Origin of the sequence: Gemmata obscuriglobus (assembly GCF_008065095.1) — a bacterium.
In the GTDB taxonomy this organism is placed as follows: Bacteria; Planctomycetota; Planctomycetia; order Gemmatales; family Gemmataceae; genus Gemmata; species Gemmata obscuriglobus.
Genome location: NZ_CP042911.1, coordinates 7,877,386 through 7,890,812, shown reverse-complemented (window position 1 = coordinate 7,890,812; position 13,427 = coordinate 7,877,386). Strand labels below are relative to the sequence as shown.

The 13,427-nt window shown below is 74.2% G+C and carries 10 protein-coding genes; all 10 read left to right on the top strand.

Annotation, left to right across the window (positions count from 1 at the left end; all coding sequences use genetic code 11):
- Positions 1-374: 374 nt before the first annotated feature.
- Positions 375-692 (top strand): type II secretion system protein, encoded by a 318-nt coding sequence (locus GobsT_RS40875; RefSeq protein ID WP_071529344.1) that lies wholly within the window; start codon positions 375-377, stop codon positions 690-692.
- A complete protein-coding gene (locus tag GobsT_RS41320; protein WP_417936413.1) occupies positions 649-825 on the top strand; it encodes an H-X9-DG-CTERM domain-containing protein in 177 nt (58 codons plus the stop codon). The genes GobsT_RS40875 and GobsT_RS41320 overlap by 44 nt, the downstream gene beginning before the upstream one ends.
- A 597-nt stretch (positions 826-1,422) precedes the next feature.
- On the top strand, positions 1,423-2,691 hold the full coding sequence (locus GobsT_RS32750; RefSeq protein ID WP_157506991.1) for a response regulator: 1,269 nt from the start codon (positions 1,423-1,425) through the stop codon (positions 2,689-2,691).
- A 69-nt stretch (positions 2,692-2,760) separates the two neighbouring features.
- Entirely contained in the window at positions 2,761-3,126 is a 366-nt protein-coding gene (locus GobsT_RS32745; protein ID WP_010047914.1) for a response regulator transcription factor, read from the top strand.
- Positions 3,127-3,195: 69 nt separating this feature from the next.
- Positions 3,196-4,980, top strand: a complete 1,785-nt coding sequence (locus GobsT_RS32740; RefSeq protein WP_010047916.1) for a chemotaxis protein CheW — start codon at positions 3,196-3,198, stop codon at positions 4,978-4,980.
- A gap of 88 nt (positions 4,981-5,068) precedes the next feature.
- Complete coding sequence (locus GobsT_RS32735) at positions 5,069-7,375, top strand: methyl-accepting chemotaxis protein (protein ID WP_010047918.1); 2,307 nt, start codon at positions 5,069-5,071, stop codon at positions 7,373-7,375.
- Between the two features lie 21 nt (positions 7,376-7,396).
- On the top strand, positions 7,397-8,221 hold the full coding sequence (locus GobsT_RS32730; RefSeq protein WP_010047920.1) for a CheR family methyltransferase: 825 nt from the start codon (positions 7,397-7,399) through the stop codon (positions 8,219-8,221).
- Between the two features lie 19 nt (positions 8,222-8,240).
- Entirely contained in the window at positions 8,241-11,318 is a 3,078-nt protein-coding gene (locus GobsT_RS32725; RefSeq protein WP_109570723.1) for a hybrid sensor histidine kinase/response regulator, read from the top strand.
- A gap of 7 nt (positions 11,319-11,325) precedes the next feature.
- On the top strand, positions 11,326-12,393 hold the full coding sequence (cheB, locus tag GobsT_RS32720; RefSeq protein ID WP_010042500.1) for a chemotaxis-specific protein-glutamate methyltransferase CheB: 1,068 nt from the start codon (positions 11,326-11,328) through the stop codon (positions 12,391-12,393).
- Position 12,394: 1 nt separating this feature from the next.
- On the top strand, positions 12,395-13,333 hold the full coding sequence (locus tag GobsT_RS32715) for a chemotaxis protein CheW (protein WP_010042502.1): 939 nt from the start codon (positions 12,395-12,397) through the stop codon (positions 13,331-13,333).
- Positions 13,334-13,427: the final 94 nt, after the last annotated feature.

Sequence of the window (13,427 nt, the reverse complement as noted above, 5' to 3'; positions counted from 1 at the left end):
AAGCCGATGTCCGCTTTTCCATGGGCGGGAATCGCCGGACTGTTTACCTCGTAATGCACAATTCCCCGGAATCGATCGCGGAGTACAAACCGCATCGTTGCGGAACTGCGCGCGGGGAGCGTGCCCAACGCCCTGAGCCTGGCTGATGCCGATTCTGTGACCGTCCGCGGTCGGGTGCGTGAGGGGCGCTGAAGCACCTGCGGCGCACGGGCGGCCGTCATGAGTTTGCCACCCGGCGCTCACGACCTCGTGCCTGTTCGGGCTTCCCGCTTCACCAAACTCACGTGCCGACGACTCTCGGTATTGATGGCCATGGACCTGGTGCGCGACGGCCGCAGTAGCTTTGCCAGGGCTTCTATGGGAGTGCCATCGGAATGGCTCGTCAATTGAGGCCGGCATTTACTCTGATTGAGTTGCTCATCGCAATTACCATTCTGGCCATGCTCCTTGCTTTGTTGCTGCCCGCCGTTCAAAAGGTCCGGGAAGCGGCTCAGCGAGTGCGGAACACGAACGCGCTCAAACAAGTGGTGCGAGCCTCCCACAACTTCGCCGGTGCGAATAAAGATGCTTGGCCGAACGTAGCTGGCAATAATGTCGACCCAGACCTTCTTGCCGTAGGCGTCATCCCTCTGACTCGCCAGTCCCGCAATCGTTCATCCGGGAGGGCTGCTGTGCGGGTTCGGGGACGGTAGCGTGAGGTTGTTGGGGCGGGATGTGAGCGAGAGCGCCTTCTGGGGCGCCGTCACGCCGAATCGGGGGAGAAGTCATCCCCGTCGATTAACTGGATATGGTAAGATAATTTTTACATTTCGATCGTGTATATAAATATTTATTTATAATATCATATCGGTATTGCGTTGTTGCGTCGAAGCGAGAGGTTCTCAGGGATAGCTCGGGGTGCCCCCGCCTCGACCCGCTCGGCCGCGTGCCCGAGAGATCGGAACTGGTTACGGCCGTCACGTCACCCGACACTCGCCAACTCCCCGATCAGCTCCGAACGTGAAGAGCTGCGCACGGATCCACACGCCGCAACGTACCCAACACCAATTCGCGCGCAACACGAACCCGTTCACGGCAACGTTTTGCTCCCGCCCTTGGGACGTGTAACGACGGTCGGCTCGCCCCCCGGCCTAACTCAAAAACGCCGCGCGCCCGGTCCGCAGGCCCTTGAGCGGCCGCCGCCGCGGCACGAGTGACACGCGCGGCGACTGTTCGTGTCGGTGCCGCGCTCCGGGGCGCAGAACGCCACATCGCGTAACACCTCACTCTCGGACCACAGGTGAAATTATTTCACTGCCATAATTCGACCGGCAATAAACACCCATGCGAATTTGACCACGTTCGGTTCGTCCCGCATGCTTACGGTATTCCCGACAGTCTGAAACAAAAAATAAACGAATTTGACTTGCTATGCAGCCGTCAATGTCGCCAAAGCTGGTCCACTTGCTCCGCGAGGCCATGAAGGCCGCCCACGGCGGCGAGAAGGCCCGCGCGCACGCGCTGTTCGGGGAAATCACTGAGCGGGACCCCCGGAACGAAGCCGCTTGGCTCTGGTACGCCAGCACCGCGGAAAAGCCGGTCGACGCGCTGATCGGGATCCGGGCCACGCTGAACCTCAACGCCAGCAACCCGACCGCCCTCGCGGCCCTGCCGCAGGCCGTGTTCCGGGCCGGGGTGGAGGCCGCCCGGGCGAACGACCGGGCGGCGGCCGCGCGACTGCTCACCGAGGCGACGGAACTGGACGCCACCAACGAGGCCGCCTGGCTGTGGCGCGCCGGGGTCACCGACGACCCGGGCACCGCGATCACGTTCCTCGAACAGGTGCTCAAGCGCAACCCCGCCAGCGCCCAGGCCAAGGCCGGGCTGGCGAAGCTGCGGGCTCGGCTCGGGCCCGCCCCGGCCCCCCCCTGGCGCTGCCCGCTGTGCGAGCACTCCGCGGCGGCCGACGACACCGTCACCACCACCTGCCCGGGGTGCGGGGCGGTGACCGCCCTCGACCGGCCCGAACTGTTCGACGCCCCGGCCCCCGGGGTCGACCGGGCACTCGTTGAGGCCGCGGCCCGGCGTCTCAAGGCCGCCTGGACCACGGACCCCAGCGCCGACACGGCCCACGCCCTGGGCCTCGCTTACCTGAACCTCGGCTACACCGACTTCGCGGTCCGGGCGCTTCAGGCGGCGGTCCAAAAGGCCGCGCCGCCGGGGCCGCCGTGGCGCGCCGACGCGGTCCGGTTCCTCAGTGCCCAGCGGGAGACCGGCGCCGGCGCGGCCCGCGCCGAGAGCGCCCCGGCCCCGGCCCCCGCCCCCGGCCCCAAAGTGATGGTCGTGGACGACAGCGCCACGGTGCGCATGATGGTGTCCAGCCTCCTCACCGCCGCCGGGTACTCGGTGGTCCTCGCGCACGGCGCCGAGGAGGCGTCCCGGCTGGTCCGCGACTCGGGGCCGCCGCAGCTGTTCATACTCGACATCAACATGCCCGGGATCGACGGGTTCGGCCTGTGCAAGTTCTTGCGAGCCACGGCCGAGACGGCCACCGTGCCGGTCGTGTTCCTGACCGGCAAGACGGGGCTGCTGAACAAGCTCCACGGCCGCTGGGTCGGGGCCGCGGACTACGTGACCAAGCCGTTCGAGGCCGACAAGCTGCTGGAAACCGTGACCCGGCTGGCCCCGATCGCGAAGGCGCCGCCGGGCTGACCCGTGCCGCGCCGGCGGACGGCCGGCGCGGGCGACCCGCCTTTTGTTCTTTCAACCGGAGATGCTTCGATGCCGAACGACACGATCCTCGTGGTAGACGACAGCCCCACCGAACAGCGGGTGGTGGTTTCCGCGCTCCAGGCCAAGGGGTACCGCGTGATCACCGCGGCCGACGGCGACGAGGCCATCGAGAAGGCCGGGCGCGAGCAGCCCCGCCTGATTGTGCTGGACGTGGTGATGCCCAAGAAGAACGGCTACCAGGTGTGCCGACAGCTCAAGTCCGCGCCCGAGACGCAGCACATCAAGGTGCTCATGCTGACCACCAAGAACCAGGACGCGGACAAGTTCTGGGGCATGAAGCAGGGGGCCGACGCGTACCTCACCAAGCCGTTCGCGAGCGACGAGTTGATCACAAATGTGACTCGGTTGTACTGATTTTTAAAATTACTATTCGATAATTATCAAGGGGCCGGGCACCCTTCCGCCGAACCCTCGGGGCCGCACGTGACGCCGAACGATCTCCCGGATTGGCTGACCGCCCCCGGCGCGGACCTCCCGCTGTTCGCGGGCCTGCCGCTGCCGGGCCTGCCGTCCGATCCCACCGATCCCGGTGCCGCGCCGTCGGGCGCGGCGGACCCCGGCCCGCAACCGGTCCCGCCGCCCGCCGCTCCCGCGGGGGCGACCGCGGGCGAGCCGCCGGCGCCGCCCACCGCCCTGACCGAAACGCCGCAGCCGGTGCGGACCCCGCCGCCGCGCGACCCCGCGCCGCGCGACTGGGCGGTCTCCCCGCTCGCGGTGCAACACGCCCCGACGGACCCGCCGGGCGACGCGCTGTACCGGTTCGCCGTCACGGCCCCCGCCGGCCCGGTCGCCCACGAGTGCCGGGTCGAGTTCCCGCTGCCGCGGGGCGTCCCGCGGGTCCAGGCCACGCGCCCGTCGCGCCGCACCGCCGCCGGGCTCGTTTGGGAGCTGGGCGCGCTCCGGCCCGGCGCCGCCGTCACCCTCGCGGTGCGGTTCCCGATCACCCCCGAAACGGCCCCGCTCGTCGCGGCCCCGCGGACCGCGCTGGTCGCGTTCCGCCCGGTCCCGGCGCCTGCCCTCGCCCTGTCCTGCGGCCCGGTCGCGTTCGACCCCGCCGGCCGCCCGGCGCTCCCGCTCACCGTGACCAACACCGGCGCCGCCCCGTGCGGCGAGGTCCGGGTGGGGGCACGCCCCGACGGGCCGGGCGGCCCGTGCGTCGCAGAAGTCGCCCTGCCGCCGCTGGCCGCCGGCGAGTCCCGGGCGGCCGAGCTGCTGCTGACCGCGGCGGGGCACCCGGTCCGGTGGGCGGTGGAGGCGGCCGCCGCGGACGGCCCCGCGGGCCGGGCGGTCATTGAGGTCGCGCCGCCGCCGGTCGAACTGGCGGTCGAACTCGGCGCCCCCGACCGGATCGCGACCGACGACGAGGCGACCTTCGAGGTGCTGGTCACGAACCGCGGGGCCGCGCCCGCCGCCGGCGCGCGCGTGACCCTCTCGGTGCCCGACGAACTGCTGTTCCGCTCGGCCTCGGCCGGCGGCACCCTCTCGATCGCCGGCGACCGGGTCGAGTGGCCGGCCGCGGACCTGCCGCCCGGCGGATCGTGGCGCCAGACCGCCCGGCTGGCCGGGTTCGCGCCCGGGCGGCTGCGGCTCACGGCGGCGGTCACGGCTCCCGGCGCGCCCGCCGCCGCCGCCGAGCGCGCGCTCGCCTGCGAGGTGAACCGGTCGGCGGCCGGGGCGTCCCTGGCCGAGCTGCTCGCCGGGCTGGCCCCCGCCCCGCTCGCCCCGGGCGCCGGCTTCGGCGCCGCCGAGGCCGCGCCGGCCCGCCGCACCGGCCGGGACCGGCACCTGGTCGTCCGGGCCGCCGGCCGCACGCTCGCCCTGCCGATCGAGAGCGTCCGCGAGGTCCGCCAGCGGCTCCCGCTCACCCCGCTCCCGGGGGTGCCCGGGTGGGTCGCCGGGGTCGCGAACGTCCGCGGGGACGTGGTGACCGTGGCGGACCTGGCCGGCCTGCTCGGCCTGCCCGCGGCGGGCACCGCGGCCCGGCTGGTCGTGATGCACGGCGCTGCCGGGGACAGCCCGCTGGGCCTCCTGGTGGACGAGGTCGCCGGCATCCGGGCGCTGGACGCCGCGGCGCCGGCCGCGCCAGCCGACGCGCACCTCGCGCGGTTCCTGACCGGCGTCACGGTCGACCCGGGCGGCCTGGTCCACCGCCTCGCGCCGGCGGAGCTGCTGGCCGCCGCGGAAGCCGACACGACCGCGCCCGCCTGACCGGCGCCCCCGAACCACACGAACTACTTCCGAGCCCGGGCGCCTGGGGCCACCCCCGCCCGCCGCAACCCATTCGAGGTGACGACCGATGGCCAAGATCCGACTGCCCCAACTGGTGAGCTTCCGGCGCCTCAAGGTCTGGCAGAAGTGCGCCCTCATCGCCGTCCCGTTCTTGTTCCCGATCGTGTTCCTCACCTCGGTCGTGGTCCGCAAGAGCAACGACGCGATCGACAACACCAAGCGGGAGCTGCGGGCCCTGGAGATGCTCCGGCCGATCAAACAGTTGAGCCGGCAGCTCACCCAGCACCGGGCGAACACGCGCGAGATTCTCAACGGGGCCGCCGAGCGGACCGCCGAGCGGAACCGGGCGGCGGCCGACGTTGACGCAAGCCTCAACGAACTCGACGCGGCCCTGGCTGCCGATAAGGACGAGTTCAAGTTGGCCGGGCGGGTGGCCGCCGTTCGTGACGAGTGGGGCGCACTGAGGGCCGCCGTTGCCGGCTACCAGGTGGGTGAGGACGCGGTCAGCTTCCAGCGGCACAACGCGCTGATCGCCAAGGTGTTCGAGCTGAGCCGGGACATCGCCGAACTCGCCGGCCTTGCCCTCGATTCTCAGGTGGACGCCTACTACCTGCAGAGCATCCTCACGCAGCAGGCGCTCACGGAGGCGGACGCGATCAGCCAGATCCGCGGCAAGGCCAACGCCGTGCTCCTGCGCGCGCAAGCGAACAACAACGACCTGAAGAACACGCTGACCCTCGACGAGCGAATTTATCTGGCCGTGCTGCTCAGCCAGATCGACGACGCCCGGAGCGACATCCGCCGCCAGATCGACAGCGCGGTCCGGTACAACCCGAGGCTGGCGGCCGCCCTCCGGCCCGCGTTCGACGAGCACACCCGGCAGGTGGACGCGTACGTCGCTCTGGTCCGCGAGGAGCTGCTCGGCGCGGACACCGTGAAGCAGTCGCAGGGCGTGTACTACGACAAGGCGAACGCCGCCGCCGCCGCCGCGTACAAGCTGTTCGACGCCATCGATCCGCTCCTGGTCGAACTGCTGACCGAGCGGGTGTCGCGGGACCGGTACACCAACTGGACCTCGATCGCCGGGATCGCGGTCGGGCTCATGGTCGTGGGCGTCGTGGTGCTCGTCGTGACCCGCAGCATCACCCGGCAGGTCGACGGGCTGAGCGCCACGTTCGCGAAGATCGAGGCGGGCGACTACACGACCCGCGTCGCGGTCGCGTCCGAGGACGAGCTCGGGGCGATGGCCGGCTCGCTCAACAAGATGCTCGACAACACGCTGGTGCTGATCCAGTCGCGGGGCGAGAAGGAGGAGATCCAGCGGTCCATCATGAAGCTGCTGGACGAGGTGAGCGGGGTGGGCACCGGCGACCTGACCAAGGACGTCGAGGTGTCCGCCGACATCACCGGGGCCATCGCCGACTCGTTCAACTACACGGTCGAGGAGCTCCGCAAGATCATCAGCCGGGTGCAGTCGGCCACGCGCCACGTGTCCAGCGCCGCGACCGAGATCCACTCGTCGGCCGAGCACCTGGCCGGCGGGTCCGAGACCCAGGCCGAGCAGATCGTGAACATGTCCGCGGCCATCGACGAGATGGCCACCAGCATCCAGCAGGTGTCCGACAACGCGGCCGTCTCCACCACGGTCGCCCAGCAGGCGCTCCAGAACGCCAAGCAGGGCAACACCGCCGTGCGCAACACCATCGACAGCATGAACCGGATCCGCGAGCAGGCCCAGGAGACGGCCAAGCGGATCAAGCGGCTGGGCGAGACCTCGCAGGAGATCGGCCAGATCGTCCAGCTCATCGACGACATCGCCGACCGGACCAGCATCCTGGCCCTGAACGCGTCGATCCAGGCCGCCGCGGCGGGCGACGCGGGCCGCGGGTTCGCGGTGGTCGCCGAGGAGGTCGAGCGGCTGGCCGTGCGGTCCACCGAGGCGACGAAGAAGATCAGCGTGCTGGTGCGGGCGATCCAGGGCGAAACGAACGAGGCCGTGGCCGCGATGGAGCGGAGCATCCAGGAGGTGGTCGGCGGGTCCAAGGTGGCCAACCAGGCCGGCCAGTCGCTGGGCGAGATCGAGGACGTGGCGGCCAAACTGGCCGACCTGATCCAGTCCATCTCGCTGGCGTCCAAGCAGCAGGCCCGCGGGTCCGAGTCGCTGGCCCGGTCCATGTCCGACGTCAGCCAGATCACCCAGAGCACGGCGGCCGGGACCAAGCAGACGGCGGAGGCGGTGAACGAGCTGGCCCGGCTGGCCGACGACCTGCGCGGCTCGCTCAGCGCGTTCCGGCTCCCCGCGCACATGATGGTGCAGGCCGAGCCGGCCGCCCCGGCGGGCAAGAACGGGACCCGGAAGAAGCAACTCGCGTAACCGCCGCGCCCGGAGGGCGTCATGGTCGAGCTGACCGACGCGGAGTTCGCCCGGTGGCGCGAGTCGGTCGAGGAGCGCTCCGGGATGTCCCTGGGCGGCGCGCGGGCCCGGGTCCTGGGCGAGGTGGCGGCCGCCCGGGCCCGGGCGTGCGGGTTCGCGGCGCCCGCCGAGTACGCGCGCCACCTGGCGGCGTGCCCGGCGGCCCCCGAGTGGGACCGGCTGCTCGACGGGCTGCTGAACGGGGACACCCGGTTCTTCCGCGACCCGGCCGCGTTCGCGGCCCTCACCGGGTTCGCCCTGCCGGCGGCCCGCGAGCGGCGGCGGCGGGAGGGGGGCGCGCGGGTCGCGCTGTGGAGCGCCGGGTGCTCGACCGGCCCGGAGGCGTACTCGCTGGGGATCGCCTGCCTGTCGGACCCCGGGCTGGCCGGGTGGCAGGTGGAGGTGGTGGGCACGGACCGGAGCCCCGCGGCGCTGGAGCGCGCCCGCGCCGGGTGCTACCGGGCGCACGAGCTGGCGGCGGTGCCCCCGGGGGTGCTGCGCCGGTTCTTCGAGGCGGCCCCGGCCGGGTACCGGGTGGGGCCGGACCTCCGGGCGGTCACCCGGTTCGAGCCGTGCGACCTGCTCGGGGGCGGCCCGGCGCGGCCGCCCCAAGACGTGATCTTCTGCCAAAACGTGTTGATCTACTACCGCCCCGAGGCGCGGGGCGAGATCCTGCGGCGCCTCACCGCGGCCCTGGCCCCGGGGGGCTGTTTGGTGCTCGGGCCGGCCGAGGCGCTGGGGCTCGACACCCCGGGGCTGGAGCTGGTCCGCCTGCCGGACGCCTGGCTGTACCGCCGAACCGCGTGAGCACACACAGAGACGGGCGATGTCGCAACTGAACCGCGAGCTGATCCTGGGGTTTGTCGCCGAGGCGGCCGGCTACCTGCCGGCCATCCGGGCCGGCGTGGCGACGCTGCGCGCCGGCCCGGGCGACCCGGAGGTGCTGCACGAGGCGTACCGGTGCGTCCACATCATCAAGGGCGCGTCGTCGATGGTGGGCCTGGCCGAGCTGAGCCACTTCGCCTTCGCGCTGGAGGAGGTGGTCGAGCTGCTGATGCACGAGCCGGACGAGGCCACGCCGGAGCTGCTGGACGGGATCGAGGGCAGCATCGCCCACATCGAAGCGTACCTCGCCGGGGCGCGGGGCGGGGCGGACCGGCAGCCGGAACTGGCCGCGGCCGCGCTGGGCCACGCGCAGCAGTTGCGGTCGCGGACCCGGTCCGGCCCGCCGGCCCCGCCGCCCGCCGCGCCGGCCGCGGACGGCCGCACCGGGGACGAGGGCCGCGGCCCGGACCGCCCGGCCGTCCCCCCGGAGGGCGCGCCGGCCGGACCGGGCGCCGCCCCCCCGTGGGCGGAGGGCGCCCTTGACCCGCCGGACTTTGAGACCGCACCCGGGCCGGCTCCGGACGTGCCGGACTTCGGGGCACCGCCCGCGGGCGCCGATCTGGCCCCGCCGGACTTCGCGGCCTTGGGGCCCGGCGCGGACCTGGCCCCGCCGGACTTCGGTGCGGCGGCCCCGGTCGTCAAGCCGGCCCCCGCCCCCGAGCCGCGCGGCGCCGGCCGCGCCGGCATCACGCCCGAGCTGATGGCGGTGTTCCGGGCCGAGTCCGAGGACCACATCCGGACGCTGGTGACGCTGCTCCCCGAGGCGCGCGAGGACCCGGCCGACGGCGAGCGGTGGCAGGCGATCCGCCGGGCCGCCCACAGCCTCAAGGGCACCGCCGGGCTGGTCGGGCTGCACCAGGTGACCCAGCTCGCGCACCGCATGGAGGACCTGCTCGACCTGTACTACGAAGGCGCGCGGGTCGCCACCGCCGGGGAGGTCGAGCTGCTGATCGCCGGCGCGGACCTGATCGCCGAGTCGGTCGAAGGGGCGGGCGCCCCGAGCGGGTTCGCCGACCTTCACGCCCGGCTGACGGCGGCCCTGGGCGCCGCCGCGCCCCCGCCGGCCGCGCCGGCGCCCGCCGCCGACGCGGAGGCCGCCGAGCCGGAGCCGGAGCCGGAGCCGGCGGTCGCGGCCCAGGAGGCGCGCGAGGCCGCCGAGGCGTACGTCCGGGTCCCGATCCGGCGGCTCGACGAGCTGGCCAAGCTGATCGGCGAGCTGGTGATCACCCGCACGGCCCTCGAGCAGCGGGTGACCGAGTTCGCCCGCCTGCTGGGCGAGGCCCGGCCCGCCACCGCCCGGCTGGGGCGCGTCACCGACCGGCTCAGCATCGGGTACGAGGCCAGCGCGCTGGCCGGCAGCCGCGCGGGCGGGGGCGGCGGGTACGGCGACGGGTACGGCGACGGCGACGGGTTCGACGCGCTGGAGCTCGACCGGTACACCGAGTTCCACCTGCTCACCCGCGAGCTGGCCGAAACCAGCACCGACGTGCAGACCGTGTTCGGCGAATTCGGGCACCTGCTGTCCGAGTTCGACGGCCAGCTCACCCGCCAGGCGCGGCTGACGAGCGAGACCGAGGACAAGCTGATGCGGCTCCGGATGGTGCCCCTGGCCACCGCCGCGGCCAAGCTGCACCGCGCCGTCCGCACCGCCGCCCGCACCGCCAACAAGCCGGCCGAGCTGGTGCTGGAGGGGGAGCGGACGGGGCTGGACAAGACGGTGCTGGAGGCGCTGGCCGACCCGCTGATGCACCTGCTCCGCAACGCGGTGGACCACGGGCTGGAGCCCGCCGAGGTGCGGCTGGCGCTGGGCAAGCCGGCCGCCGGGCGGATCACCCTGCGGGCCGCGCACGAGGGCAACAACGTGGCCCTCACGGTCGCCGACGACGGCCGCGGGATCGACTTCGAGCGGGTGCGCGAGGCGCTGGTGCGGCGCGAGCTGGTCACCGCCGAGGAGGCCGCCGCGCTGACCGAGGAGCAGCTCCCCGAGTACCTGTTCCGGCCCGGGTTCAGCACCCGCGAGGAGGTGTCCGAGCTGTCCGGGCGCGGCGTCGGGCTGGACGTGGTGAAGACCAAGGTGGAGGCGCTGAAGGGGACGGTCGCGGTGGCCTCCGCGTTCGGCCGGGGCACCACGTTCACCATCCGCATCCCGATGACCCTGGCGGTGATCCGGGGGTTGCTGGTCCGGGCGGCCGGCCAGACGTACGCCCTCCCGCTGGAGGCGGTCGAGCACATCATGCGGGCCCGGGACGAGGACGTGGACCGGGTGGGCCGGGCGCCGGTGCTGCGGCTGGGGGCCGCGGTGGTCCCGCTGGTCCCGCTGGCGCGCGCGCTCGGGCTGCGCGGGGCGGACGAGGAGGCGGCGCCCCGGTCCCCGGTGGTCGTGCTGAACGTGGCCGGCCGGCGCGCCGCCCTGGCGGTGGACCAGCTCGTCGGCGGCCGGGAGGTGGTGGTGAAGTCGCTCGGCCAGCAGCTCCGGCGGCTGCCCGGGGTGTCCGGGGCGACGCTGCTCGGGGACGGGAGCGTGGTGCTCATCCTCAGCCCGGCCGACCTGGTCCGCGGGGGCGCGGCCCCGGCCGCCCGCGGGGCCGGCGGGCCGGCCCCGGCCGCGGCCCCCGGCAAGGCGGGCCTCACGGTGCTCGTCGTGGACGACTCCCCCAGCGTCCGCCGGGTGGTGTCGGGCCTGCTGGGCGGGGCCGGGTGGCAGGTGGCGGTCGCCAAGGACGGGCTCGAGGCGCTCGAGCTGCTCCAGCGCGGCGGGGCGCTGCCGGACGTGGTTCTCACGGACGTCGAGATGCCGCGGATGGACGGGTACGAGCTGCTCGCCGCCGTCCGGGCGGACGCGCACCTGGCGCGCCTGCCGGTGGCCGTGCTCACCTCGCGGGCGGCGGACAAGCACCGGCGGAAGGCCCTGGCGCTCGGGGCCTCGGCGTACGTGGTCAAGCCGTACCAGGACCAGAACCTGCTCGACATCCTGCGCCAGGTGTCCCGCTCCGCGGCCGCGCCCGGCGCCCGCCCGTGAGTCACCCATGGCACCGCCCATCCGCGTCCTGATCGTGGACGACTCGCCCACCGTGTGCCGGGCGCTGGCCGCGTACCTCGCGGCCGCCCCGGGGATCGAGGTGGCCGGGCTCGCGCACTCCGGCGAGGCCGCCCTCGCGCGGCTCACCGGCCTGCTCCCGCACGTGGTGACGCTCGACCTGGACATGCCCGGGATGGGCGGGCTGGCGGCCCTGGAGCGGCTCATGGCCACCCGCCCGACCCCGGTGCTTCTCCTCTCCGGGCTGAGCCGCGGGGCGGCGGGGCAGACGGTGGAGGGGCTGGCGCTGGGGGCGGTGGACGTGCTCACCAAGTACGCGCCGGGGCACGACACGGACCCGGCCGAGTTCGCCCGGGCGCTGGTCGCCAAGGTGCGGACCGCGGCGGGGGTCAAAACGGTGCGGTCCCTGCCGCCTCGCCCCGCCGTGGGCGGGGCGCCCGGTGTGCCGGCGGCCCCCCGGTCCCGCCCCGCCCCGGACCGGGCCGCCCTGGACCGGGCCGCCCCGGCGGTGCTGGTCATCGGGGCGTCCACCGGCGGGCCGCCGGCGGTGCGCGAGCTGCTCGCCGGGCTCCCCGCCCCGCCCCCCTTCGGCGTGCTGCTGGTGCAGCACCTGCCGGCCCGGTTCACGCGGTCGCTGGCCGAGCTGCTGGCCCGGCAGACCGGGCTCCCCGTCCGCGAGGCGGGGGACGGCGAGGCGCTCGAGCCCGGCACGGTGCTGGTGGCCCCGGGGGACCGCCACGCGGTGCTGGGCGCCGACGGCCGCGTGCGGTTGAACGGCGGCCCGGCGGTGAGCGGGCACCGGCCGTCCATCGACGTGGCGATGGAGTCCGCGGCCCGGGCGTTCCGGGGCCGCGCCACCGGCGTGCTGCTGACCGGCATGGGCGAGGACGGGGCGCGGGGGCTGGCCGCCATCCGCGCCGGCGGCGGGCGCACGTTCGCCCAGGACGAGGACTCGTCGGCCGTGTACGGGATGCCGCTCCGGGCCGTTCAGCTCGGGGCCGTGGACGAGTGTGACACGCCGGCCGGGATCGCGGCCCGGCTGGCGGGGAGAAGTTAGAATGGTCGCAGTGCAGGCGCGCCACACGGTGAACTGGCTCCGGTGCGCGGTCGGTGACGCGTCCGTCGGGATCGACCTGGCCCAGGTGGTCGGGGTCGAGCGGGGTGAGCAACTGGCCGCCGCCCCGACCGAGACCGAGCCGGGCCGGCTCGTCGTCCGCGGCGCCGGGGTGCCGGTGTTCCCCCTGGCGTGGTGGTTCTCCGGCGGGCCGACCGTCCCCCGGGCGGGCGGCCAGGTGATCCTGGTCGCGACGCCGCGCGGGCGGTTCGGGCTGTTGGTGGACCGGGTCGCGCCGGTGGCCCGCGTGTCGGCCGGGGAGGTGGTCCCGCCCCCGCCCGGCCTGGGCGCCGCCGCGGCGCGGCTGCTGCACGGGGTCGTGCTGTCGGGGCACGGGCCGGTGGGCCTTCTGAACGTGGACGCGCTCGACCCCGCCCACGAGCCGGGGCCGCCCCCCCCGGCACGGCCGGCCCCGCGACCCGAGGTGCGCCGGTCCGGCGGTACGGGCGGGGTCGACCGGCTCCTCACGTTCGCCCGCACGGAGGTGCCCGGCCCGAACGGGCGGGCGGTGGCGCTGGGCCTGCCCGTGGGGGCGGTGGATGAGGTGTGCGATGTGCCCGTCGGCAGCCCGGTCGCCGCCGCGGACGAGCACGTCCGCGAGCTCATCGCGGTGCGCGGCCGGCCGCTGGCCCTGGCGGACGCGGCCCGGTGGGTGGGCCTGCCGGGCGCCGCGGCGACCCGCCGCGTGGTCGTCGTCCGGGCCGGCGAGCACGCGATCGCGGTGTCGGCCGGGAGCGGGGTGCAGGTGGTCCCCGCGGCGCTCCCGAGCGTTCCGCTGCGGCACCGACTGTCGCTCCGCACGGACCGACTGCTCGGGGCGTTCGACACCACCGACCTCACGATTCTCGTGCCGCGGTGGACGGACCTGCTCGACGGGGAGTGAGGCCGACGCGCGCTCGCGCGCAGATCGACGGCTCGCTCATTCTCGCGTCGGTCGCGGGCCGCCGGGTGACGGCGCGCGCGATCCGCGCCAGCTC

Bases quoted from the DNA above. Each gene is read 5' to 3' on its own strand.
- GobsT_RS32735 (WP_010047918.1), top strand. From the start codon at position 5,069: ATGGCCAAGATCCGACTGCCCCAACTGGTGAGCTTCCGGCGCCTCAAG.
- GobsT_RS32730 (WP_010047920.1), top strand. From the start codon at position 7,397: ATGGTCGAGCTGACCGACGCGGAGTTCGCCCGGTGGCGCGAGTCGGTC.
- GobsT_RS32745 (WP_010047914.1), top strand. From the start codon at position 2,761: ATGCCGAACGACACGATCCTCGTGGTAGACGACAGCCCCACCGAACAG.
- GobsT_RS40875 (WP_071529344.1), top strand. From the start codon at position 375: ATGGCTCGTCAATTGAGGCCGGCATTTACTCTGATTGAGTTGCTCATC.
- cheB (WP_010042500.1), top strand. From the start codon at position 11,326: ATGGCACCGCCCATCCGCGTCCTGATCGTGGACGACTCGCCCACCGTG.
- GobsT_RS32725 (WP_109570723.1), top strand. From the start codon at position 8,241: ATGTCGCAACTGAACCGCGAGCTGATCCTGGGGTTTGTCGCCGAGGCG.
- GobsT_RS32750 (WP_157506991.1), top strand. From the start codon at position 1,423: ATGTCGCCAAAGCTGGTCCACTTGCTCCGCGAGGCCATGAAGGCCGCC.
- GobsT_RS32715 (WP_010042502.1), top strand. From the start codon at position 12,395: ATGGTCGCAGTGCAGGCGCGCCACACGGTGAACTGGCTCCGGTGCGCG.